Origin of the sequence: Variovorax sp. UC74_104 (assembly GCF_044055375.1) — a bacterium.
Lineage (GTDB): Bacteria > Pseudomonadota > Gammaproteobacteria > Burkholderiales > Burkholderiaceae_C > Variovorax.
This window is the reverse complement of record NZ_CP171978.1, coordinates 2829578-2852268: the sequence shown is the minus strand read 5'-3', so window position 1 is coordinate 2852268 and position 22691 is coordinate 2829578. Positions and strand designations below refer to the sequence as shown.

The following is a 22691-nucleotide window of genomic DNA, read 5'->3' as shown; positions in this document are numbered from 1 at the left end:
ACGGCATAGGCGCGCCGCGTGAAAGCGCCAAGGTGCTAACGCGAAAGTGCGCGGCAGGCTATGGGGATGAGCGCGAAGGACTCAGCGCAGCCACTGCACGCACATCATCACGAGCGTGAGCGTGGCCAGCGCCAGCACCGTCGAGACGGCGACGCTGGCCGTCACCAGGTCTTCGGCCGTGCGATAGCGCTGCGAGAACAGGAACACGTTGGCGCCGATCGGCAGCGCCGCAGCCACCACCATCACCGTGAGCGGAATGCCGCGCACGCCCAGCAGCCAGCCGATGAGCGCCACCAGCAGCGGATGCAGCAAGTTCTTCACCAGCGCCTGCACCAGCGCGCCGCGCCAGTGCCGCCCGATGGGCGTGAGCGCGAGCGTGATGCCCACCATCACCAGCGCGATCGGCCCGAAGGCCTGGCCCAGCAGCTGGATCGGCTTGTCGATGGCTTCGGGCATGACCAGCCCGGTCTGCGCGAAAAGCAGGCCCGCGATGATCGGCAAGGGCACCGGATGGATGATGGCGTTGCGCAGCGCGCGCATCACGGTGCGCGCCATCGAGGGACGCTTCTCACCGCCGGAGGCTCCGGCCTGCTCGCGCGCCACGGCCAGCTCCAGCACCACGGTGGCGCTGGTCAGCAGCACCAGCGAATGCAGCGAGATCAGCGTGAGCAGCACCACCATGCCCGCCTCGCCGTAGGCCAGGCCGATCAGCGCGATGCCGATCATCACGGTGTTGCTGTAGGTGTTGGCCAGCGCGATCACCGCGGCCGTGCGGTTGAATCCGCGCAGCGCCAGCGTGCCCGCGAACAGCAGGCCGGAGGCGATGAAGTACGCCGCCACCGGCTTGAGGCTCAGTTGCTCGACGTGCACCGTGCTCATTGCGCGGAACAGCAGCGCCGGCGCGAGCAGCAGGAAGATGAGGTGAGAAAGATCCTTCACCGCGCCGCCGCCGATCCAGCGCCGCTTGCCGGCCAGGTAGCCCACGGCGATCAGCACGACCACGGGGACGAGCGAGGAGATGACGAAGGAATTCACCCGGCGAGGATAGCCGAGGGGTCAGTCGCCTTGCTCCTTCCCCCTCTGGGGGAAGGTCGGGATGGGGGCAGGCGGCGCTTGAATGGCTGCGGCTTCATCGGACGCCGCTTGCCCCCACCCCTGCCCTCCCCCAGAGGGGGAGGGAGACAGGCACCGATCAGAACGTCACGCGCAGCCCGACCTTCATCGAGCGGCCCGGCAGCGGCGCGTTCGGATACACCGTCGTCGTCAGGATCGAAGTCGCGCTGTAGGCCAGCTTGTTGGTGATGTTGTCCATGCGCGCGTACCAGGTGAGGTTGGCGCGCTGCACCTTCATGCGGTAGGTGATGGCGGCGTTCCACAGCGTGTAGGCATCGGTCTCGCGCGCGCCCACCGAGGGCACGCGGCGTTGCGCCGCGTTGTAGTCGAAGCCGAAGCGCGCGCCCCAAGGGCCGTTGTTGTAGGCCAGCGTGGCCCCCAGGCGCAGCGGCGCGATGCGCGGCAGCGGCTCGCCGGTGTCGAGGTTCTTGGCGCGCACGATGTCGCCGCGCCACTCCAGGTCGAGCGTGCCCGCATCGCCCATGCGCGCGAAGCCGTCGGAGCCCAGCAGGCGCAGGTTGCCGTTGGCCTCGATGCCGGTGAAGCGCGCGCGCACGCCGCCGTAGACGTACTCGGCCAGCGTATCGGTGGCGCCGGGCTCGGCCACGTTGCCTTCCTCGTCGAGGCTGCGTCCCGTCGCCGTCAGGCCGATGTAGTTGCTGAAGCGCGTGACATAGGCATTCACGCGGGCCGTATTGGGGCCCGACTTCCATTGAGCGCCCAGGTCGAAGCCGGTGGACTTCTCCTTCTTCAGGTTCGGGTCGCCCACTTCCCAGGCGCCCGTTGCCACGTGGGGGCCGTTGGCCAGCAGCTCGTAGTCCTTGGGCGCGCGCTCGGTATAGGCGAGGTTCGAGGTCAGCTGCCACTGCGGCGCGAGATTCACCAGCGCACCGAATGCCGCGCTGTGCGGATTGAAGGTGCGCTCGCCGATGGCGAAGCGTGTCACCGTCGGATCGTCCGGATAGCCCAGCGAGCGGATGCGCACCTGCTCGCTGCGCGCGCCGAAGCTCAGGCGGCCCCACGACGTGCCGTATTCCTCGAACAGGAACAGAGCGTTGGTGCGCGTGCGGCTATGCGGCGCAAAGGCTTCCTCCCCATCGGCGGCGAAGCGGTTGGTCTCGCTGCTGAAGCCGACCAGGCCCTCGAAGTTGCCGATCTTCTGGTGGCGCGCCTCGATGCGCAGGTCATTGCTCATGTTCGAGAAGGTGGTGCCGGGCGTGCCGCCCTCGAACTCGGTGTGGCGGTAGTTCGTGTGGCTGAGCTTGGCGTGGATGCTGCTGATGAAGCCGCCCGGGCGCCATTCGCCTTCCAGCGCGTAGCGGTCGGACTTCATGTTGATGGTCACGTCGTCCTCGGCGACCGTGCCGTACTTGCTGCGGTAGCTGCTGACCGACGCGCCGATGTAGCCCTGGTCGAAGAACACCGTGCCGCCGAACGCGCCGCCGTTCGCCTCGTTGGCGGAGTTGCAGATCTTGCGCGCAGTCCAGGGCGAGCCGGGCTTGCTGCATTCGAGCGTGATCGGCACCGAGACATCCTTGGAGTCGCGGTTGAAGGCGTCGACGTGCACCGCGACGCGGTCGTTGCCGCCTTCGAGCACCACGCCGCCGTTCTTCTCCTTGTTGCCGGTGGAATAGCCCATGTCGGCGCGGCCGCCGAAGCCGTTGATCGGCTCCGTGGGAATGCGGTTGTCGATCACGTTGACCACGCCGCCCACGGCGCTGCCGCCGTATTGCAGCGCCGACGGGCCGCGCAGCACCTCGATGCGCTCGGTGACGAGCGAGTCGACGGGCACGGCATGGTCGTAGCTGAGCGACGAAGCATCGGGCGCGGCGCCGCCGTTCTGCAGGATGCGGATGCGGTCGCCGTCCTGGCCGCGAATGATCGGCCGGCTGGCGTTGGGGCCGAAGTAGCTGCTGCTCACGCCGGGCACGTTGTCCAGCGTCTGGCCGAGGGTCGATTCGGAGCGCAGCAGAAGCTTGTCGCCCGAGAGCGTGGTGGTCGGCGCGATCAGTTCGGAGGCGCCGAGCGGATTGCCTGTGACGGTGATCTCGCGCAGGCTCGCGGCGTCGGCGGGTTGGGGCTGGGCGGCCGGGGCGGCATCAGTTGCCTGCGCCTGGGCCATGCTTGCGAAGGAGGCAAGCGAAAGAACGGCAACGCCGATGGCGTTGCGACGGAAATTGGGGGTCATGAATGGACACTCGGTGAATCAAGAGACGACCGACCGCCACCGCGCGCGAAGCGGGTGCAGCAGCAATCGGGAACAGGGGATTCAGCGAGTGGAAGGCGGGCCGCGCGCGTCGAACAGCGCGACCCAGCGGGCGATGGCCTCGCCCTGCAGGAAAGCGAAGGTGGCCGACGGCAGCAGCATCGGCAGCACCACCAGCGGCACGCCGGGCGCGGCCGAGCCGTGGGAAAGCTGGTCGTACAGCCGGCACTCGGCATCGGTGTGATCGCCGAACAGGCCGGCCAGCTGGTGCCCGGCATGCTTGTGGGCGACCTGCAACGCCTGCTCCGCCGCGGCTGGCAGGCCCGGCACGTGCAGGGCACGGTGCATCAGCCCCAGCGTGCCCGCGAACCACAGCGCGACCGCCAGCGCGAACACGAGCGCGCGGGTCGAGCGGGTGCGGTGCTGGCGGATGGCGAGGTGCACGGAAAAGGGGGTTGGCCGGCCGGTCAGGCCTTCAGGCGCGAGGCGAAGGTCTTCTGGAACTTCTCGACCTTCGGGCCCACGACGAACGCGCAGTAGCCCTGGTTCGGGTTGTTCAGGAAGTAGTCCTGGTGGTAGGCCTCGGCCGCCGAGTAGTTGGAAAGCGGCGCCACCTCGGTGACCACGGGGGAGCGGTAGGTCTTGCTGGCCTCGATCTCGCGGATCACGTCTTCGGCCACCTGCTTCTGGGCATCGTCCGTGTAGTAGATGCCGCTGCGGTACTGGGTGCCGACGTCGTTGCCCTGGCGGTTGAGCGTGGTCGGGTCGTGCACGACGAAGAAGATCTCGAGGATCTCGCGCAGGCTGATCTGCGCCGGGTCGAATTCGAGCTTCACCACCTCGGCATGGCCGGTGCGGCCGGTGCAGACCTGCTCGTAGCTCGGATTGATGGTCTGGCCGTTGCAGTAGCCCGATTCGACGTCGAGCACGCCCTGGACGCGGTCGAAAACCGCCTCGGTGCACCAGAAGCAGCCCCCGCCCAGAACGATGGTTTCGGTGGGCGACGATGAAGTGGACATGGTGCTGCTCCGGCGGAGGTTGAAAAGGCGAACCCGATATTGTCGCGGCTTGACGTGACGGATGCCCGTCACTACATTACTAACCAACGAGTCATTAAGACATGCCTACGCCCCGCTCCTTCGTCGACAAGATCTGCCCGGTGCGCGCCAAGCGCGAGCGCCGGAAAGAGGCACGCCCCGGCGAACTGCTGGCGGCCGCGCTCGATCTGTTCGTGGAAAAGGGCTTTGCGGCGACACGCTCGGAAGAAGTGGCGGCGCGTGCCGGGGTTTCCAAGGGCACCCTCTTCCTCTACTTCCCGAGCAAGGAAGAGCTGTTCAAGGCCGTGGTCGTCGAAAACCTCGGCGGCCGTTTCACTGAGTGGAATGCCGAGTTCGAGGCCTTCGAGGGCACCACCGCCGACATGCTGCGCTACTGCATGACCGTATGGTGGGAACGCGTCGGCAAGACCCAGGCCTCGGGCCTGACCAAGCTCATGATGAGCGAGGGCGCCAATTTTCCCGCGCTCGCGGAGTTCTACCGCGAGCAGGTGGTCCGGCCCGGCCACGACCTGCTGCGGCGCATCTTCCAGCGCGGCATCGACAGCGGCGAGTTCGCGCCGATGGACGTCGACCACGCGATCTACTCGGTGGTCGCGCCCATGGTCTTTCTCATGCTCTGGAAGCATTCGGCCATGGTCTGCGTCGACGGCGCCGCGGCGCTCGACCCCGAAAAGTACCTGGCGACCCAGGCCGAAGTGGTGATCAACGGCCTCAGCGTGCGTCCCGGAAGGCCGACCGAACCGGGGGTGTCATCGGCGGCACCTAAAATTGAAGGTTTGTCCTGAGCCCACAAGGAAAGCCACGCCATGAACCCCACCCCCACCCTCGAGCGCTTGCGCTTCAACATGATCGAGCAGCAGATCCGTCCCTGGGACGTGCTCGACAACGACATCCTCGAGCTGCTGGCCCAGATCCACCGCGAGGACTACGTGCCCGACGCGCACCGCACCCTCTCGTTCTTCGACATGGAACTGCCGCTGCTCGACGGCTCCGTGCCCGGCGAGATCATGCTGTCGCCCAAGGTCGAGGCCCGCACGCTGCAGGACCTGCACATCCAGAAGCACGAGAGCGTGCTCGAGATCGGCACCGGCTCCGGCTTCATGGCCGCCCTGCTGGGCGCCCGCGCCGCCCAGGTGCTCTCGCTCGAAATCAACCCCGTGCTGGCCGCCCGCGCCGCCGAGACGCTGCGCCGCAACGGCGTGACCAACGTCGAAGTGCGCAATGCCGACGGCGCCGTGCCCCTGCCCAGCGGCCCCAGCTTCGACGTGATCGTGCTCAGCGGCTCCGTCGCGCGCATTCCACAGAACCTGCTGGGTTCGCTGAAGGTCGGCGGCCGCCTCTCGGCCATCGTGGGCGAAGAGCCGATGATGCGCGCGCACTTCGTCACCCGCACCAGCGAGAGCAAGTGGGACACCATCCAGCCCTGGGACACGGTGGCCCCGCGCCTGCTGAATTTCCCCGAGCCCTCGCGCTTCTCGTTCTGAGCAGACGGTTGACCGAAGCATGATCGACCAAGTCCGCCCCGCCGACCTCGCCGCCTGGTTCGCGCAGAACGCCGACGCAGCCCCCGTGCTGCTCGACGTGCGCGAGCCCTGGGAGCTGCAGACGGCGAGCGTCGCGCCCCAGGGCTTCACCCTGGTGGCGATTCCGATGAACGAGATTCCCGGGCGGCTGGCCGAGCTGAGCGACGGCCAACCCGAACTCAGGATTGCCTGCTTATGCCATCACGGCGCGCGCAGCCAGCGCGTGGCCGCCTTCCTGAACCAGAACGGCTTTGACCAGCTCGCCAACGTGGCGGGCGGCATCGACGCCTGGTCCTCGCACGACCCATCGGTCCCGCGCTACTGATTCTTTCCCCCAAGGACGTTCAATGCCCCCCAGGCCCCGGCTTTCGCCTCTTTCCGCAGCACTCGCAACCACCTTCGCAGTCCTGCTCGCATCGCCGGCCCTGACCCAGGCCCAGACACTGAACGAACTCTACGAATCCGCCCGCGGCTTCGACGCCACCTACCAGGGCGCACGAGCCCAGTACGACGCGAGCATCGCCCGCGCCGCGCAGGCCAAGGCCGGCATCCTGCCCGCCGTGGGGCTCACGGCCGGCGTGACGCGCAGCGACCTCGACATCGACACCCTCACGGGCGCCGGCCGGGGCACCTCGGCCTCGCGCGACTTCACCACGCAGAACGTCGGCATCAACGCCACGCAGCCGCTGTACCGGCCCGCCAACTGGGCCACCTACGAGCAGGGCAAGCGGCAGGCCGATATCGCTCAGGCAGTGCTCACCATTGCCGAGCAGGACCTGATCGTGCGCGTGAGCCAGGCCTACTTCGACGTGCTCGCGAGCCAGGACAGCCTGGCGCTCGTGCGCGCGCAGAAGGTCGCCGTGGCCGAGCAGCTGGCTTCGGCCAAGCGCAACTTCGAGGTAGGCACCTCCACCATCACCGATTCGCGCGAGGCCCAGGCCCGCTACGACCTGGTGATCGCGCAGGAGATCGCGGCGGAGAACGACCTGCAGGTGAAGAAGGTGGTGCTCGACCAACTGGTCGGCCGTCCCGGCAGCGTGCCGGTGCCGCTTGCCGTGCCCGTGGTGCTGCCGACGGCGACGCCCGCCGACATCAACGCCTGGGTCTCGCAGGCCGACGAGGCGCATCCCGCCATCCGGCAGGCCCGCCTGGGCCTGGACGTGGCCGGACTCGAGGTGGACAAGGCCAAGGCCGGCCACAAGCCCACGCTGGACGCCAACCTGGGCTACAACGTCACCCGCAACCCGACCGGCACCAGCACGAGCACCGTGGGCACGCGCGTCAACGCGGCCACGGTGGGCGTCACCTTCAACCTGCCGCTTTTCGCCGGCTTCGCCACCGAGAACCGCATCAAGGAAACGCTGGCGCTCGAAGACCAGTCGCGCAGCGTGCTCGACGGCACGCGCCGCAGCGTGGCGCAGGCCACGCGCGCGGCCTACCTCGGGCTCGTCTCGGGTGCGGGGCAGGTGAAGGCGCTCGAAGCGGCCGAGGCCTCCAGCCAGAGCGCGCTCGACGCCAACCGGCTCGGCTACCAGGTCGGCGTGCGCATCAACATCGACGTGCTGAACTCGCAGAGCCAGCTCTACCAGACCAAGCGCGACCTCGCGCAGGCGCGCTACAACGTGCTGCTGGGCAACCTGAAGCTACGCCAGGCCAACGGCACGCTGACCACCGACGACATGAACGCGATCAACGCGACGCTGGCGAGCAGCGGCAGCGTGCCGGCCGTGCCGCCGGCCATCGGCCCCGACCGCGGCACGACTTCGCCCGCGGTGCCCGTGGCGCCGCAGAGCATTCCCGTGGTTCCGCCGGTGCAGACGCCGCAGTTCAATCCCCCGGCGCCAACGATGCCGACGGCACCCGTGCCGCCGGTCATTTTGAATCCGCCGGTGCGCTGAGCCTTCCCCCCCAGAGGGGGAAGGAGCCGGAGGCAATTCAGTCCAGCGTGGGTTCCGCGCGCGGCGGTTGTTGCGGATCGTCGTCCAGCGGCGCATTCACCGTGTCCACCGGCTCGGCCGCCTGCGCAATCGCCAGCACGGCAGCCGCCGTGCGCTCGGCCGCTCCACGGTTCGAGGATGCAAAAGCCAGCGCAGCCTGCGCCATCGCGGCACGGCGCTCGGGGTTTTCGACCAGCTTCAGCGCGGCCGTCACGGCCTGCTCCATGCCCTCGACGCGCAGCGACGCGCCGGCAGCCAGCGAGAGCTGCGCCGCCTCCGCGAAATTGAAGGTCGACGGGCCCATCACCACCGGGCAGCCGCAGGCCGCCGGTTCGATCAGGTTCTGCCCGCCCAGCGGCTCGAAGCTGCCGCCAAGCAGCGCCACGTCGGCCAGGCCGTAGTACAGCGCCATCTCGCCCAGCGAGTCGCCCAGCCAGATCTCGGCCTCGGCCGGCTGGCCGGCGGCGCTGCGGCGCGCCACCGCGAAGCCTTCGGCCTCGATCAGCGCCGCGACCTCGTCGAAGCGCTGCGGATGGCGCGGCACGATCATCCATTGCACGTCGTGCACGCGCTTGGAAATCGAGCGGATCGCGCCCTGCTCCGGCGGCACCGGCGACGTCGCGCCGAAGCGCTTGAGCACTTCGAGCAGCATGCGCTCCTCGCCGTCGCGCGAGCTTGCGAGCACCACCATCGGCTTGGGCAGGCGCTCGCGCAGCGAGGCGGCCGTGGCGAGCTGGCGCGCGTCGGGCGTGGCGTCGAACTTCAGGTTGCCGTAGATGCCGGCCACCTTGGCGCCCAGCGACACCAGCCGGTGCGCATCGGCTTCGGTCTGCGCCCACACGGCCGTGAGAGACGAATATGCGGGCCGCGCCAGCCATGCGAGGCGCTCGGCCGCCGCCAGCGACTTCTCGTTGAGACGCGCGTTGGCCAGCACCAGCGGAATGCGGCGCTCGGCGCAGGCGGCCGTCATCTCGGGCCAGACCTCGGTTTCCATCAGCACGCCGATGCGCGGCTGGAAGCGGTCGAGGAAGCGGCGCACTGCGCCCGGCGTGTCCCAGGGCTGCCAGACCTGCGTATCGCCAGGCTCAAGCAGCTTGGCGCCCTCCTCTCGGCCGGTGGCCGTGCCGTGCGTGAGCAGGATCGGCACGCCCGGATACTGGCGCCGCAGCTCGGCAATCAGGATCGCGGCCGCGCGCGTCTCGCCGAGCGAGACCGCATGCACCCAGCACTGGGCCTGGCCGGTGGTGGCTTCGTCGTAGTAGCCGAAGCGCTCCTCCACGGCCACGCCATAGCCCGGCTCGGCCTCCGCGCGGCGCCGCAGCTTGCGGCGCACCAGCGGTTGCACGACGGTGGTGAAGGCGCCGTAGAGGCGCAGCAGCAGGGAACGCACGGGCTCGGCTGTTCAGTGGGCGGCTTCGCCCACCTTGGCGTCGGGCTTGGCGGTTTTCAGAAGCGCCAGCATCTCGGCCTCGATGCGCTTGAGCGCGGCATCGGTCTGGCCTTCGAAGCGCAGCACCAGCACGGGCGTGGTGTTCGAAGCGCGGATCAGCCCGAAACCATCGGGCCAGTCGACGCGCAGGCCGTCGATGGTCGAGACCTTGGCGGGGGCCGCGAAATTCGCGCTCTTCACCAGCTTGTCGACCACGGCGTGCGGTTCGCCCTCGGCGCAGGCCACGTTCAGCTCGGGGGTCGAGAAGCTCGTGGGCAGCGCATTGAGAACGGCGTTCGCGTCCGGGCTCTTGCTCAGGATCTCGAGCAGCCGGCAGCCCGCGTAGGTGCCGTCGTCGAAGCCGAACCAGCGCTCCTTGAAGAAGATGTGGCCGCTCATCTCGCCGCCCAGGGGCGAGTCGATTTCCTTCATCTTGGCCTTGATGAGCGAGTGGCCGGTCTTGAAGATCATCGGCTTGCCGCCCGCCGCCTCGATGGCCGGCGCCAGGCGCTGCGAGCACTTCACGTCGTAGACGATGGTGCCGCCGGGCACGCGCGAGAGCACGTCCTGCGCGAACAGCTGCATCTGGCGGTCGGGGAAGATGTTCTGGCCGTCCTTGGTGACGATGCCCAGGCGGTCGCCGTCGCCGTCGAAGGCCAGGCCCAGTTCGGCGTCGCCGGTGGCGAGCGCCGCGATCAGGTCCTTCAGGTTCTCGGGCTTGCTGGGGTCGGGATGGTGGTTGGGGAAGTTGCCGTCGACCTCGCTGTAGAGCTCGGTCACCTCGCAGCCCAGGGCGCGGAAGATGGCCGGGGCCGAGGCGCCGGCGATGCCGTTGCCCGAGTCGACCACGATCTTCATCGGCCGCGCCAGCTTGATGTCGCCCGCGATGCGCTCGATGTAGGCCTGGGTCACGTCGACCTTGCGCACGCTGCCGCCCGGGGCGAGTTGGGCGGAGCCGGCTTCCATGGTCCTGCGCAGGCCCTGGATCTCGTCGCCGTAGATCGCGCGGCCGGCCAGCACCATCTTGAAGCCGTTGTAGTCCTTGGGGTTGTGGCTGCCGGTGACCTGGATGCCGCTCGTGCACAGCGTGTGGGCCGCAAAGTACAGCATCGGGGTGGTCACGGCGCCGACGTCGATCACTTCGATGCCGGTGGCCACCAGGCCCTTGATCAGCGCCTGGGCCAGCGAGGGGCCCGAAAGGCGGCCGTCGCGTCCCACTGCCACCGACTTCTCGCCAGCCGCGCGGGCGGCGCTGCCGAAGGCCCTGCCGAGCGCTTCCGCCACCTCCTCATCGAGAGTGGCCGGCACGATGCCGCGAATGTCATAGGCCTTGAAGATCGACGCGCTGAGCTGCATGAAAGGCGGTTCCCTGCTATGGATTTGTAAACGGGGCATTGTAGGCAAGGCCCAGGGTGCCCACATGTCCGAAAACGGCCAGTTGAAACGAGTCGAAACCGTATCATTTCTCCATGCCCGCCAACCACACCTCCACCGAAGCGCTCGAGAGCGACGCCTGCTACCTGGCGATGAAGACGCATGACGCGCGCTTCGACGGGTCGTTCTTCACCGCGGTGACATCCACCGGCATCTACTGCCGCCCGGTCTGCCGCGTGAAGCTGCCGCGGCGCGAGAACTGCCGGTTCTTCCGCCATGCGGCACAGGCCGAGGCCGCGGGCTTCCGCCCCTGCCTGCGCTGCCGGCCCGAACTCGCTCCTCGTGCTTCAGGCGCAGCCACCTGGTCGACCGAAGACGCATCGCGCATCCTCGCGCAGCAGGCTGCGCGGCTGATCGACGAGCCCGACGCCTGGTCGGAAGACGGCCCCGGCGCGGCGCAGATCGCGGCCCGCCTGGGCGTGAGCGACCGCCACCTGCGGCGCATCTTCGAGGCGCAGTTCGGCGTCTCGCCCCTCCAATACCTGCAGACGCGCCGCCTGCTGGCCGCAAAGCAGCTCATCGCCGACACGCGACTGCCGATGACGCAGGTGGCGCTGGCCAGCGGCTTCGCGAGCGTGCGGCGCTTCAACGCGGCCTTTCTCGAGCACTACGGACTGAACCCCAGCGCACTGCGACGGGCCGGCGGCGCCATCGCCGAAGGCGGCGAAGGCAGGGCCATCGAGGTGCGGCTGGGCTTGCGGCCGCCCTACGACGCCAACGCGATGCTCGGCTTCTTCGCGCGCCGTGCGCTGCGCGGCGTGGAGGTCGTCTCCACGGCCGACGGCAAGGAGCCCGCCAAGGGCAGCACGCCGGTCTTTTCGAAGCTGACCCGCACGCTGCGCATCCAGCACGGCGGGCAGGCCCACGCCGGCTGGCTGCAGCTGCGCTTCGACATGGAGCGCGAGCAGATGCTGCTGTCCGTCAGCGATTCGCTGGCCGCGGTGCTGCCCATCGTCATCAGCAGGGCCCGCGCGCTGTTCGACCTCGACGCCGAGCCGATGGCGATCAATGCGGCGCTGCACGCGGCCTTCCCGCACGGCGACGGACTGCGCGTGCCCGGCGCGCTCGACGGCTTCGAGCTCGCGGTGCGCGCGGTGCTGGGCCAGCAGATCACGGTGGCCGCGGCGCGCACGCTGGGCTCGCGGCTGGTCGAGGCCTTCGGCGAAACGCTGGCCACGCCCGTCGAAGGGCTGAACCGGCTCTTTCCCACGCCAGCGGCCATCGCCGCCGCAAGCGGCGACGAGCTGGGCCGGCTCGGCATCGTGCGGCAACGGCAGACGGCGCTGCAGGCCATCGCGCGCGAAGTCGCTTCCGGCAAGCTGGCGCTCCATGCGGGGGCCGACGTGCCCTCCACCATCGCCGCGCTGCAGGAGCTGCCCGGCATCGGCGCCTGGACCGCGCAATACATCGCGATGCGCGCGCTGCGCTGGCCCGACGCCTTTCCGGCCGGCGACGTCGCGCTGCAGAAGGCGCTGGGCGTGACCACCGCCCGCGCCGCCAGCGAGGCCTCGCAGGCTTGGCGGCCCTGGCGCAGCTACGCGGTACTGCGGGCCTGGCATGCGCCCGGTGCGGCCCCTTCTCCTGTTCCGGCGAACGACGCCGGTTCTCCCCTTGTTGCAACGGCAGGCGTCGCAGCCTGAAGCGTCATGAAGTTCAAGAGCAAAGTCATCTACACATCGCACATCGACACGCCGCTGGGCGGCATCACGATGGCGGCCACCGACCAGGGACTGGCCGGCGTCTGGTTCGACCAGCAGCGCCACTGGCCCGACACCACCGGCTGGATCGCGAAGGACGACCACCCCGCGCTGGTCGAGGCGGGCGCGCAACTGCGCGACTACTTCGCCGGCAGGCGCGACAGCTTCGACATGAAGCTCGACCTGTCGCACGGCACGGCTTTCCAGCAGAGCGTGTGGCAGCAGCTGCTGGCCATTCCGACCGGCGCCACCACCAGCTACGGAGCCCTGAGCATCAACGTGGGCAACCCGGCCGCGGTGCGCGCGGTGGGCGCGGCCGTGGGGCGCAACCCGATCAGCGTGATCGTGCCCTGCCATCGGGTGCTCGGCTCGGACGGCTCGCTGACCGGTTACGCTGGCGGGCTCGAACGCAAGACAGCATTGCTGCAGCTCGAAAAGGCGATCTGAGCCATCCGGGTGTGCAGCAGAAAAGAAGAGAACGACCGAGGACTCATGAGCACAACGAACAACAACGCCGCCACGCCAACCACCGCCGCCAAGCCCCTCGCCCCCACTGCCTGGCTCATCGACCTCGTGCTGCTCGGCGCGCTGTGGGGCGCATCCTTCCTGTTCATGCGCATCGGCGCCGCCGAGTTCGGCGCGCTGCCGACGGCCGCGGTGCGGGTGGCGATTGCAGCGCTGTTCCTGCTGCCCATCGCGCTGCTGCGCGGCCAGGGGCCGTCGCTCGCGAAGCACTGGAAGGCCAGCCTGCTGGTCGGCGTCTTCAACTCGGGCATGCCGTTCGCGCTCTTCTGCTTCGCGCTGCTGACCATCAACACCGGCCTCGCGGCGGTGCTCAACGCCACCGTGCCGATGTTCGGCGCGCTGGTGGCCTGGGCCTGGTTCCGCGAGCGCCCCGCGAACTGGCGCCTGGTGGGGTTGCTGATCGGCTTCGCCGGCGTGGCGATGCTCGCCAGCCGCAGTGCCGGCCTGCACGCCGGCGCCAGCAGCAATGCCGCGCTCTTCGCCGTGCTGGCCTGCCTGGGCGCGTGCCTGTGCTACGGCATCTCGGCCAGCGCCACGCGGGCCTACCTGGGCGGCGTGCCCGCGCTCACCACCGCCACCGGCAGCCAGATCGGCGCCACCGTCTTCCTCGCCCTGCCCGCCTTCTTGTTCTGGCCGCCACAGATGCCGAGCCTGCGCGCATGGCTCGCGCTGCTGGCGCTAGGCATCGCCTGCACGGGGGTGGCCTACATCCTGTTCTTCCGGCTGATCGAGCGCGCCGGCCCGGCCCGCGCCCTGACGGTGACCTTCCTGGTGCCGGTGTTCGCGCTCTTCTACGGCGCGGTGTTCCTCGGCGAGAACATCACGCAGTGGATGCTGATCTGCGCGCTGGTGATCGTGTGCGGGGTGGCGCTGTCGACCGGCATCGTCAAGCCCGGCTGGCCGCGCAAGGCCGCAGCCTGAGACTGCATCGCACGGCGCCTACACGGCGCCCGCGACCACGTTCACCGAAAGCGCCAGCACCAGCATGTTGAAGGCGAAGGCCAGCACGCTGTGCAGCAGCGTGATGCGCCGCATCTCCTTCGAGGTGGCCTGCACGTCCGAGACCTGCGAGGTCATGCCGATCACGTACGAGTAGTAGAGAAAGTCGAAGTAGTCGGGCGCGTCCTCGCCCTTGCCCGGAAAGTCGAGGCCGCCGTCGGGCGTTCCGTCGCGCTGATCGATGTAGTAGCGGTGGGCGTAGTGGAAGGCGTAGATGGTGTGCATCGTCAGCCATGACCCCGCCAGCGCCACGAGGCCCAGCACCACGTGCCCGGCGCGCTCCCAGCCGCCCAGCCCCTTCCCCTGCTGGAGCAGCATGGCGATGGCCACCACGCTCATGGCCACGACCACCAGCATCGACACCAGGATCATCACGTTGGGCTGGTCCAGCGACTGCGCACGTTCGCGCGTGCGCTTCGCATCGAAGGTGCAGGCCAGCCACCAGGCCAGCAGCTGGTGCACGACCACCGCCGCGCACCATCCCGTGAGCCCGCGCGCCATGCCGCTCATGGGCACCGGCATCAGCGCGGCCGCGACGGCGCAGCCGGCGATGGCACCGTAGAGAAGACGCTGAGGGCCGGTGGTGGTGGAGAGGTGTCTGCGCATGGCGGCACTTTAGCGCCGGGCGAAGGGGCGGCACCGTCACGCCACGGCAACAGCGCTGGGCACGAGTCCTACAAGCACAGCGGCATTCCGCTCATCCACGGCAGGTGCGCGCGCCCCTATGGTCTTCGCTGTTCAAGGGAGCCTCGCCGGCAAGCACCGCACAGGACGCAGCGTTCGCGTCCGCTTCACGAGGTGCCCGCGGCATTCGTCTTTCGGGTCATCAAGGATCTGCTTCATGCTGCTCACGCGCTTTCGCTCACGTCCTTCCGGCCGGCCTGCCATGGTCGTCGCCGGCCTCCTGCTTTCCGCCTCGCCGGCTTTTGCCGACCCCTCGCCCGCACTCGACCGCTTCAGCCTCTCGGTCGGCGGCTTCAGCGCCGATCCGAAGCTCAACGCCTCCTTCGGCACGGCCTACGGCGCGCTGCAGACGGGCGACGTCAAGCCGGGCCGCGTCACCATGCCGCGCATCTCGGCAGACGTGCTGCTGGGCGACAGCCAGGGCATCTCGTTCGACTACTACCGCTACAAGCGCGAATACTCGGGCGGCGTTGACAGCTCCACCTCGCTGGGCCCCTTCGGCACGCTCAACACCTTCGGCAACGCGAACATCAGCACCAAGCTCGACTTCGCCAAGCTCTCCTACAAATGGTGGATAGGCTCGGGCAACACCGTGCTGGGCCTCGGCGCAGGCGCCGCCTACTACCGTGCGACGCTGGGCACCACCGCGCTGGCATCGGTGAACGGCCAGGTCGGCACGCTGAGCGAAAGCTCCAGCGGCAGCACCGTGGCGCCGCTGCTCGAAATAGGCGTGCGCCATGCCATCACGCCCGACCTGCGCCTGTTCGCCGACGCCTCGGGCGTGTGGAAGAGCAGCGGCCGCTTCCACGGCAACATCTACAACGCCTCCGCCGGCGTGGAGTGGTTCCCGGTGAAGAACGTGGGCGTGGTGCTGGCCTATGGCGTGACCAACATCGACCTGACGCGCGAGAACGATTTCGCCGACTCGCGCCTGAAGGTCAGGCTGCAGGGGCCGTCGGCCTTCCTCAAGGCGCGCTTCTAGCAGCGTGCCCCGGCTGCGGGCGGCAGCCAGTCTTCGCAAGACGCGGTACGGCGCACGGCCTTAGGCTGCGCCCACCATCGAAGAACGGAGACGAAGAGCATGCCCGCAGCCGCCAACGGCCCTGTGCCGCCGCAGTTCCATTCGCGCATCTCGCGCATCGCGCTCGGCGACGTGATCCATCGCAGCGCACGCCGCTTCGGCGCACGCACGGCGCTCGTCGAAGGCGAGCACCGCATCACCTACGGCGAACTCGACGCCGCCTCCAACCGCTTCGCGCACCACCTGCTGGGGCTGGGCCTCGCGCTCGGCGACCGCGTGGGCATGCTGTGCAACAACTCGATCCAGATGGTGGTCGCCATGCTGGGCATCCAGAAGGCGGGGCTGGTGTGGGTGCCGATCAACACCGCACTGGCCGTCGATGCCATCGGCTACATCCTCGGTCATGCCGAGGTGCGACACATCGTGATCGACACCGCGCTGCACGCCCGGCCCGAGCTGCGCGAGCTGCTGCACGCGAAGAGCGTGGCACCCATCCTCTGCGTGCTCGACGGCGACACGCCGCCGCAGGACGTGCCCACGGTGCCGCAAGCCATCGCGCAGGGCCCGACGACCTTGCCCGAGGTGCCCATCGACAGCGCGCAACTCGCTCTCATCATGTACACCAGCGGCACCACCGGCCGCCAGAAGGGCGTGATGCATTCGCACGCCTCGGTGCATTCGGTGCTGCTGAGCAACATGGTCGAATGGGGCAGCAGCCCCGAGCGCGCCGACGTGTGGAGCAGCGTGCTGCCGCTCTTCCACTGCGGCCAGCACACGGTGCTGATGTCGGCGCTGGCGGTGGGCGGCTCGCTCGTGGTGCTGCGCGGCTTCGACCCCGGCGCGGTGCTCGCGGCCATCGAGCGGCACCGCATCACGGTGATGGTCGGCCTGCCGATGATGTACGGCGCGCTGCTCGCACATCCGCAGCGCGCCGCGCGGGACATCTCGAGCCTGCGGCTTTGCGTGTATGCGATGGCGCCGATGTCGCGCACGCTGCTGCTGCGCCTGCTCGACGAGTTCTGCCCGAACTTCGCGCTCGTCTCGGGCCAGACCGAGATGTACCCCGGCGCCACCATCTTCGAGGCGCATGAGCAGCGCAGGCGCTTCGGCTCCTACTGGGGCGTGGGCACGCTGGTGAACGAGGTCGCGGTGATGGGCGACGACGGCGAACTGCTGGGCCCCGAGCAGGTCGGCGAGATCGTCTTCCGCGGCCCCAACGTGATGCTCGGCTACTACAACGACCCCGAGGCCACCGCTAACGCGCAGCGCTTCGGCTGGCACCACTCGGGCGACCTGGGCAAGCTCGACGCCGACGGCCAGCTGATCTTTCTCGACCGGCTCAAGGACATGGTCAAGTCGGGCGGCGAGAACGTGCCCTCGATCAAGGTCGAGGAGGTGCTGCTGCGGCACCCCGCCGTGCTCAACGCCGCGGTGGTGGGCCTGCCGCACGAGCGCTGGGGCGAGGCCATCACCGCCTTCGTCACGCGCAGGCACGACGCGCCGGCGGACTTCGACGAGAACGCGCTCGCCGCGCACTGCAGGGAGCACCTGGGCGGCTTCGAGGTGCCGAAGAAAATCATCTTCCTGCCGGCGCTGCCGATGACATCGACCGGCAAAATCCAGAAGTTCGAGCTGCGCCGGGCGCACCACGACCACTACGAGCGCGGCGGCTGATCCGCGCGCTGCAGCAGCGTCGCGCGCACTTCCTTCTTCAACACCTTGCCCACCCTGGAGCGCGGCAGGTCGAGCCACACCTCGATCTGCTTGGGCGCCTTCACGCTGCCGATGCGCGCCTTGACGAAGGCCTTGATTTCCTCCGCGTCCACCTGCCTGCCTTCGTGCAGCTGCAGCACGGCCACCACGCGCTCGCCCCACTTCTCGTCGGGCAGGCCGACGACCGCGCTGTCCTGCACGTCGGGGTGCTGCAGCAGCGCCTGCTCGACCTCGGCCGAATAGACGTTGAAGCCGCCCGAGATGATCATGTCCTTGGCGCGGTCGACGATGTAGAGGAAGCCGTCCGCATCGAGGTAGCCGATGTCGCCCGTGTGGTGCCAGCCATGGCGCGAAGCCTCTTCGGTGGCGCCCGGGTTCTTGTAGTAGCCGAGCATCACGAGCGAGCCGCGCACCACGATCTCGCCGCTCTCGCCCGTGGGCAGCAGCACGCCGTCGCCGTTCATCACGCCGACCTGCACCAGCGGACCCGGCCTGCCCGCCGAAGACAGCCGGTGGCGCGCGATGGTGCCGTCGGCGTTGAAGTGCTCGCGCGGCGACATCATCGAGATCATCATCGGCGCCTCCGTCTGGCCGAAGAGCTGCGCCATGACGGGGCCGATCTTCTGCAGCGCCTCTTCGAGCCGTGCGGCCGACATGGGCGCGGCGCCGTACCAGAAGCACTGCAGCGAATCGAGCCTGGTCTGCGCGAGCTGCGGATGCTGCAGCAGCATGTAGATCAGCGTGGGCGGCAGGAAGGTGTGGGTGACGCGATGTTCCTCGATGAGGCCCAGGAACTCGCCGAGATCGGGCCTGGGCATGATCACGACCTGCCCGCCCAGCGCCATCACCGGCAGGCACAGCACGCCGGCGGCATGCGTGAGGGGTGCCAGCGCGAGGTAGACCGGCCGCCCCTCGAAGGGATAGCCCATCAGCGTCAGCGCCGACATCGCCTCGAGATTGCGCCCCGACAGCATCACGCCCTTGGGCTGGCCGGTGGTGCCGCCGGTGCCGGCGATCATCGCGAGGTCGTCGGGCGGTGCGATGTCGAAAGGCGAATCGTCCAGGCCCTCGAGCCAGTCGTCCAGCGACGGCGCGAAGGCCTGCCGCTGGTCGAGGCACACCAGCGCCTGCAGCTTGGGCAGCTGCGACCGCATCTGCTCGACCATGGCCGCGTAGTTGCCGTGGAAGACCAGGCAGGCGCAGTCGAAGGCGTCGAGCACGTAGGCGTTCTCGCTCGCCTCGTTGCGCGGATTGATCGGGCACCACACGCAGCCCGCGCGCGAGATGCCGAACACGGTGGCGAAGGCCGTCGCGTCGTTGCTCGACAGCACCGCCACCTTGTCGCCGGGCCGGATGCCGGCGCGCTGCAGGCCCCGCGCCACGCGCCAGCTGATGCGCTGCACCTGGGCATAGCTCAGGCTGCTGGCGCCCATGGTCAGGCAGGGCGAATGGGCGCCGAGCTGGGCGCCCTTGTCGAGGTAGTCGACCAGGCGCATGGGATCAGCCCATCCGGGTAATCACGGGCTCCTGCACCAGCCCGAAACCGCGCAGCGCACCCAGCAGCTCGCGGTGACCGAAGGCCTGGCAGCCCGAAGCGAAGCCGGCGCGCCGCGGCGGCTGCTGCAGCAGCGAGGCGGCCGCGTAGGCCTGCAGCAGGCCGGTCTGCTTGTAGTTGCAGTTGCCGAAGATCACGCAGTGCACGCGGCCCAGCGGACCGGAGGCATGCACCGAGTCGACCGACTTGTTGATGCGCGGGTTCTCGCGTGGCGGCATGGTGTTCATCACGCCCGATGCGGTCTGGGCCAGCGCGGCATAGCGGTCGTCGTCGTTCATGCCCTCGGTGGCCTTGAGCGCGGCAGCCACGATCTGCGGTACGCCCTGCATCAGCGCCTTGTTGAAGACGCCGCCGAGCACCTTCACGTTGGCCACGCGCGGATCGCGCTTGAACCACACCGGGTGCGAGGTGCCGCCCCAGGGCAGCGCCAGCGCGGCCTCGTGCTGGCCGGGAATCGAGAGGTGGTACAGGCCCGCGTCGGGCTGCCACTCGACGTATTCGTTCTGCTCCAGGTAGTAGGCCTTGGAGGTGGCCGCATTCACCAGGATGGTCTGGGTGGACGCGATGGTCGGGCTGCCGCCCCAGAACACGGCGATGTCGAGCGTGTCGAGGCCGGGCGTCTCCAGGCACAGCTGCGCGGCGATCTCGCCGGTGGTGTACATGTGGGCCAGGCCCGGCGACAGCAGCAGGCCCGCGGCGGCGAACCTGGCGCCGTACTTCTGGTCGAGCGTGATGAGCCAGTCCTGCTCGCCGGTGGTGTCGGTGTAGTGGCAGCCCGCCGCCAGGCAGGCATCGACCACCTCGTGGCCGAAGCGGGCGAAGGGCCCCACCGTGTTCAGCACCACCGAGGCGCCGGTGAAAAGCTCGGTGAGCGCACCCACCGAATGCGCCACTTCCACCACCTCGTAGTTCGCGGTCTCGATGCCGGGCACGTTCGACTTCATCGCCGCTTCGACCTTCTGCGCGCTGCGTCCCGCGGCGACGAAGGGGATGTTGTACTCGCGCAGGTATTCGCACACCAGGCGGCCCGTGTAGCCGGAGGCGCCGTAGACGACGACGGGTTTCTTCTTGCTGCTGCTCATGCTGTGTCTCCTTGCTGTTGCTCGCCTGCGCGACTACATGCCCATGCCGCCGTCCACCGCGATGCCGGCGCCGGTGATGAACCGGGCCGCGTCGGAGCAGAGGAAGACCACCACGTCGGCCATGTCGCCGACTTCGCCGAGGCGCCCGAGCGGCGTCTGGCCGACCACGTCGCCCACGGCCGCTTCCACGCTGGGCGCGAGGCCCGCGGCGACGATGTCATGGGCGAGCTTCATGCCCATGTCGGTGGGCACGAGGCCCGGGTAGATGCAGTTGACTCGAACGCCGTAGCCCAGCTTGCCGGATTCCATTGCCGCGACGCGCGTGGCGCGGTCGACGGCGGACTTGGTGGCCGAGTAGCCGGCAATGGCGGGGAACGCGATGGTCGCGGCGACCGAGGCGATGTTGACCACCGCCCCGCCCTTGCCCGCGCTGCCGCCGGGGCGCATCGCGCGGAACGCGTGCTTCATGCCGAGCAGCGTGCCGGCCACGTTCACGTCGAGCATGCGGCGCAGGTCGTCGGCGTTCACGTCGACCACCAGCGAGGTGATCTCGATGCCGGCGTTGTTGACGAGGATGTCGAAGCCGCCGATCTCCTTCACCGTGGTCTCGGCGGCCGAGGCCCAGTCGCCGTCCCTCGTGACGTCGAGCGGGACGAAGCCCACCTTCGCCCCCGAGGCGGACAGCCTGGCGGCGGTTTCGCGCCCCAGGTCGGCGAGCACGTCGCCGATCATCACGGAAGCGCCGGCCGCGGCCAGCGCCTCGGCGATGCTCGCGCCAATGCCGCGCGCACCGCCTGTCACGAGCGCACTGCGCCCCATCAAGTCGTACTTGGCCATCACTTGTCTCCTGTGGATATGTTGTGAGATGGAGCGGCCATGCTAGAAATCGACTTTACGACTGTCAAGATTTTTCTTGGCACTCGTCAAGTTTTTCTAGAATGGCATCCGTGGCGCGCCGGATGCGGGTTCTCCCGCTTGCGTGCTATGGTCTGCGATCAAGAGGAACACAGGGGCCGGCACGCATGCGGCCCGGCTTTCAATGACGACACATCAACGGGTAAAGAAACACGCTGAACGAGTGCCCAAGGCGCGGGTCGACAAGTTCTCCGAGCGCCGCGCCGAACTGGGCGAGGCCGCGCTGACCACGCTGGCGGCACTGGGCTACGCACGCACCAGCCTGCGCGAGATCGCGCAGAACTCCGAGTTCTCGCACGGCGTGCTGCACTACTACTTCAGCGACAAGGTCGACCTGATCATCTGCAGCGTGAAGCAGTACAAGGCCCGCTGCGTCACGCGCTACGACCACGCCGTGGAAAGCGCCACGACCTACGACGAACTGATGGAAGGCTTCCTGCAAAGCCTCGGCGACACGCTGTGCGACGAAGGCCACGTGCACCGCCTCTGGTACGACCTGCGCTCGCAGGCGCTGTTCGAGGAAGCCTTCCGCGCCGACGTCGTGCAGATCGACAAGAGCCTGGAAGAAATGATCTGGCGCATCATGAGCCGCTTCGCCGAGCTCTCGGGCGAAGAGCCCGGCATGTCGCCCTCGGCCACCTATGCGCTGTTCGACGGGCTCTTCCAGCAGGCGCTGCTCAAGCACATGTCGGGCGATGCGAAGGCCGTGGAGAACATGAAGGCCGACGTGCGCGAGGCCATCGGCCGCCTCTTCACGCCGCCCGCGAAGGCCGCGGCGCCCCGCACGCGCGGCGCCTGAAGCGCGAAGAAGCTCAGCTCGCCTTCCTCGCCGGTGCGAGCGCACGCGCGCCGGCCCACTGGCCGCTCTCGCACAGGTCGCGCACCACATCGGCGATCAGCGTGCACACCGCGCGCTTGGCATTGGTGACGGGCAGGTGCACGGAAACGCACAGCCCCAGCGTGCGGCGCATCGACGGCCAGTCGATGCGGTGCGCGACGAGCCGCCCCTCCTGCACTTCGCGCTGCGCGAGGCCGAACGGCATGATGGTCGGCCCCAGCCCCGCCTCCACCGCGGCCTTCAGCGTGTAGACCGAGTTGATCTCCGCCGCCACCCGTGCCGCGGAGTACCCCGCCTGCTCCAGCACCGCATCGACCAGCCAGCGCGTGCAGTGGCCGTGCGCATGGGCGGGCCACACCAGTGGCCGCGCGATGGCCTGCTCGATGCTCACGTCGCCGGGCGGCAGCGCGTGCGGGCTCTGCGGGGCGTCGAGGAACACGAAGTCTTCCTCGACCAGCGGGGTGAACTGGATGTCCTCCGCCGCCATCGCGGGCGAGAACATCGCCACGTCGACGCGGCCGCGCAGCAGCTGGTCGGCCATGTTGCCGGTGAGTTCCTCGTTCAGGTGCAGCACCACGTCGGGATAGCGGCGCGCGGCCGCGCGCATCAGCGGCAGCGCGACCATGGGCGACACGCTCTGCGGCAGCGCCGCGACCACCGACCCCGCCACCGACTCGGCCGCGACATGCACAGCGGCCCTGGCGTCACGCACCTGCTTGGTGATGCCCTGCGCGTATTCGTAGAAGACCTTGCCGGCCTCCGTCATCGCCACGCCGTTTCGGCTTCGCAGCAGCAGCTGGGTGCCGAGCTCGCCCTCCAGCTCGGCCATCTGCTTGCTCAGGGCCGACTGCGCGATGAAGAGCTGCTGCGCGGCGCGCGACAGGCTGCCGCAATCCACGATGGCAACGAAGTACTTGAACTGGCGCAACTCCATCGAGGGACCTCCGGCCGTTCGCCGCGAG

At 69.0% G+C, this 22691-nt stretch carries 21 protein-coding genes; 10 read left to right on the top strand and 11 right to left on the bottom strand.

All coding sequences use genetic code 11. From position 1 onward, the window contains the following. Positions 1 to 81: 81 nt before the first annotated feature. From ACHMXA_RS13155 to msrA, 4 genes are all read right to left on the bottom strand, one after another. Complete coding sequence (locus tag ACHMXA_RS13155) at positions 82 to 1035, bottom strand: AEC family transporter (protein WP_395320926.1); 954 nt, start codon at positions 1033 to 1035, stop codon at positions 82 to 84. A gap of 157 nt (positions 1036 to 1192) precedes the next feature. After that, positions 1193 to 3301 carry a TonB-dependent receptor gene (locus ACHMXA_RS13150; protein WP_176664785.1) on the bottom strand — a complete coding sequence of 703 codons (2109 nt, stop codon included), beginning with the start codon at positions 3299 to 3301 and terminating at the stop codon, positions 1193 to 1195. An 81-nt stretch (positions 3302 to 3382) separates the two neighbouring features. Continuing rightward, positions 3383 to 3763, bottom strand: coding sequence for a hypothetical protein (locus ACHMXA_RS13145; protein ID WP_176664784.1), 381 nt, complete (start codon positions 3761 to 3763; stop codon positions 3383 to 3385). Between the two features lie 23 nt (positions 3764 to 3786). Continuing rightward, positions 3787 to 4338 (bottom strand): peptide-methionine (S)-S-oxide reductase MsrA, encoded by a 552-nt coding sequence (gene msrA / locus ACHMXA_RS13140; RefSeq protein ID WP_176664783.1) that lies wholly within the window; start codon positions 4336 to 4338, stop codon positions 3787 to 3789. A 101-nt stretch (positions 4339 to 4439) separates the two neighbouring features. Between msrA and ACHMXA_RS13135 the strand changes: the two genes are divergently transcribed. From ACHMXA_RS13135 to ACHMXA_RS13120, 4 genes are read left to right on the top strand one after another with little or no spacing between them, the layout of a single operon-like run. After that, on the top strand, positions 4440 to 5162 hold the full coding sequence (locus ACHMXA_RS13135; protein WP_176664782.1) for a TetR/AcrR family transcriptional regulator: 723 nt from the start codon (positions 4440 to 4442) through the stop codon (positions 5160 to 5162). A gap of 21 nt (positions 5163 to 5183) precedes the next feature. Further along, a complete protein-coding gene (locus tag ACHMXA_RS13130) occupies positions 5184 to 5861 on the top strand; it encodes a protein-L-isoaspartate O-methyltransferase (RefSeq protein ID WP_176664781.1) in 678 nt (225 codons plus the stop codon). A gap of 19 nt (positions 5862 to 5880) precedes the next feature. After that, positions 5881 to 6225 carry a rhodanese-like domain-containing protein gene (locus tag ACHMXA_RS13125; RefSeq protein ID WP_176664780.1) on the top strand — a complete coding sequence of 115 codons (345 nt, stop codon included), beginning with the start codon at positions 5881 to 5883 and terminating at the stop codon, positions 6223 to 6225. Positions 6226 to 6247: 22 nt separating this feature from the next. Further along, complete coding sequence (locus ACHMXA_RS13120; RefSeq protein ID WP_395320922.1) at positions 6248 to 7798, top strand: TolC family outer membrane protein; 1551 nt, start codon at positions 6248 to 6250, stop codon at positions 7796 to 7798. A gap of 37 nt (positions 7799 to 7835) precedes the next feature. On the opposite strand, the gene ACHMXA_RS13115 is transcribed toward ACHMXA_RS13120, so the two are convergent. Beyond that, the gene (locus ACHMXA_RS13115; protein ID WP_176664778.1) at positions 7836 to 9227 is read right to left on the bottom strand and encodes a 3-deoxy-D-manno-octulosonic acid transferase; all 1392 of its coding nucleotides are present in this window, start codon (positions 9225 to 9227) and stop codon (positions 7836 to 7838) included. A gap of 12 nt (positions 9228 to 9239) precedes the next feature. Beyond that, entirely contained in the window at positions 9240 to 10622 is a 1383-nt protein-coding gene (locus tag ACHMXA_RS13110) for a phosphomannomutase/phosphoglucomutase (RefSeq protein WP_176664777.1), read from the bottom strand. Between the two features lie 113 nt (positions 10623 to 10735). On the opposite strand from ACHMXA_RS13110, the gene ACHMXA_RS13105 reads away from it, so the two are divergent. The 3 genes from ACHMXA_RS13105 to ACHMXA_RS13095 are packed head-to-tail and all read left to right on the top strand — an operon-like array spanning position 10736 to position 13843. Next, positions 10736 to 12340, top strand: a complete 1605-nt coding sequence (locus ACHMXA_RS13105; protein WP_176664776.1) for a DNA-3-methyladenine glycosylase 2 family protein — start codon at positions 10736 to 10738, stop codon at positions 12338 to 12340. Between the two features lie 6 nt (positions 12341 to 12346). Next, the gene (locus tag ACHMXA_RS13100; RefSeq protein ID WP_176664775.1) at positions 12347 to 12844 is read left to right on the top strand and encodes a methylated-DNA--[protein]-cysteine S-methyltransferase; all 498 of its coding nucleotides are present in this window, start codon (positions 12347 to 12349) and stop codon (positions 12842 to 12844) included. Positions 12845 to 12889: 45 nt separating this feature from the next. Next, on the top strand, positions 12890 to 13843 hold the full coding sequence (locus ACHMXA_RS13095) for a DMT family transporter (RefSeq protein ID WP_176664774.1): 954 nt from the start codon (positions 12890 to 12892) through the stop codon (positions 13841 to 13843). Between the two features lie 18 nt (positions 13844 to 13861). Here the strand turns inward: ACHMXA_RS13095 and ACHMXA_RS13090 are convergent, their stop codons facing one another. Continuing rightward, positions 13862 to 14527, bottom strand: coding sequence for a DUF1345 domain-containing protein (locus ACHMXA_RS13090; protein ID WP_176664773.1), 666 nt, complete (start codon positions 14525 to 14527; stop codon positions 13862 to 13864). Between the two features lie 235 nt (positions 14528 to 14762). Here ACHMXA_RS13090 and ACHMXA_RS13085 point away from each other — a divergent pair, with 235 nt between their 5' ends. Together ACHMXA_RS13085 and ACHMXA_RS13080 are read left to right on the top strand one after the other, a co-directional pair. Further along, the gene (locus ACHMXA_RS13085) at positions 14763 to 15587 is read left to right on the top strand and encodes a hypothetical protein (protein ID WP_176664772.1); all 825 of its coding nucleotides are present in this window, start codon (positions 14763 to 14765) and stop codon (positions 15585 to 15587) included. A 99-nt stretch (positions 15588 to 15686) separates the two neighbouring features. Then, the gene (locus tag ACHMXA_RS13080) at positions 15687 to 17300 is read left to right on the top strand and encodes a class I adenylate-forming enzyme family protein (protein ID WP_176664771.1); all 1614 of its coding nucleotides are present in this window, start codon (positions 15687 to 15689) and stop codon (positions 17298 to 17300) included. Here ACHMXA_RS13080 and ACHMXA_RS13075 read toward each other — a convergent pair. From ACHMXA_RS13075 to ACHMXA_RS13065, 3 genes are read right to left on the bottom strand one after another with little or no spacing between them, the layout of a single operon-like run. Further along, positions 17282 to 18835 (bottom strand): long-chain fatty acid--CoA ligase, encoded by a 1554-nt coding sequence (locus tag ACHMXA_RS13075; protein ID WP_176664770.1) that lies wholly within the window; start codon positions 18833 to 18835, stop codon positions 17282 to 17284. The two genes, ACHMXA_RS13080 and ACHMXA_RS13075, sit on opposite strands and share 19 nt — an antisense overlap. A gap of 4 nt (positions 18836 to 18839) precedes the next feature. After that, positions 18840 to 19976 (bottom strand): DUF5938 domain-containing protein, encoded by a 1137-nt coding sequence (locus tag ACHMXA_RS13070; protein WP_176664769.1) that lies wholly within the window; start codon positions 19974 to 19976, stop codon positions 18840 to 18842. A 33-nt stretch (positions 19977 to 20009) separates the two neighbouring features. Beyond that, the gene (locus ACHMXA_RS13065) at positions 20010 to 20813 is read right to left on the bottom strand and encodes an SDR family NAD(P)-dependent oxidoreductase (RefSeq protein WP_176664768.1); all 804 of its coding nucleotides are present in this window, start codon (positions 20811 to 20813) and stop codon (positions 20010 to 20012) included. 241 nt (positions 20814 to 21054) lie between these two features. Between ACHMXA_RS13065 and ACHMXA_RS13060 the strand changes: the two genes are divergently transcribed. After that, entirely contained in the window at positions 21055 to 21690 is a 636-nt protein-coding gene (locus tag ACHMXA_RS13060) for a TetR/AcrR family transcriptional regulator (protein WP_371132166.1), read from the top strand. A gap of 13 nt (positions 21691 to 21703) precedes the next feature. Here the strand turns inward: ACHMXA_RS13060 and ACHMXA_RS13055 are convergent, their stop codons facing one another. Continuing rightward, a complete protein-coding gene (locus ACHMXA_RS13055) occupies positions 21704 to 22663 on the bottom strand; it encodes a LysR substrate-binding domain-containing protein (protein ID WP_176664766.1) in 960 nt (319 codons plus the stop codon). Between the last annotated feature and the right edge of the window lie 28 nt (positions 22664 to 22691).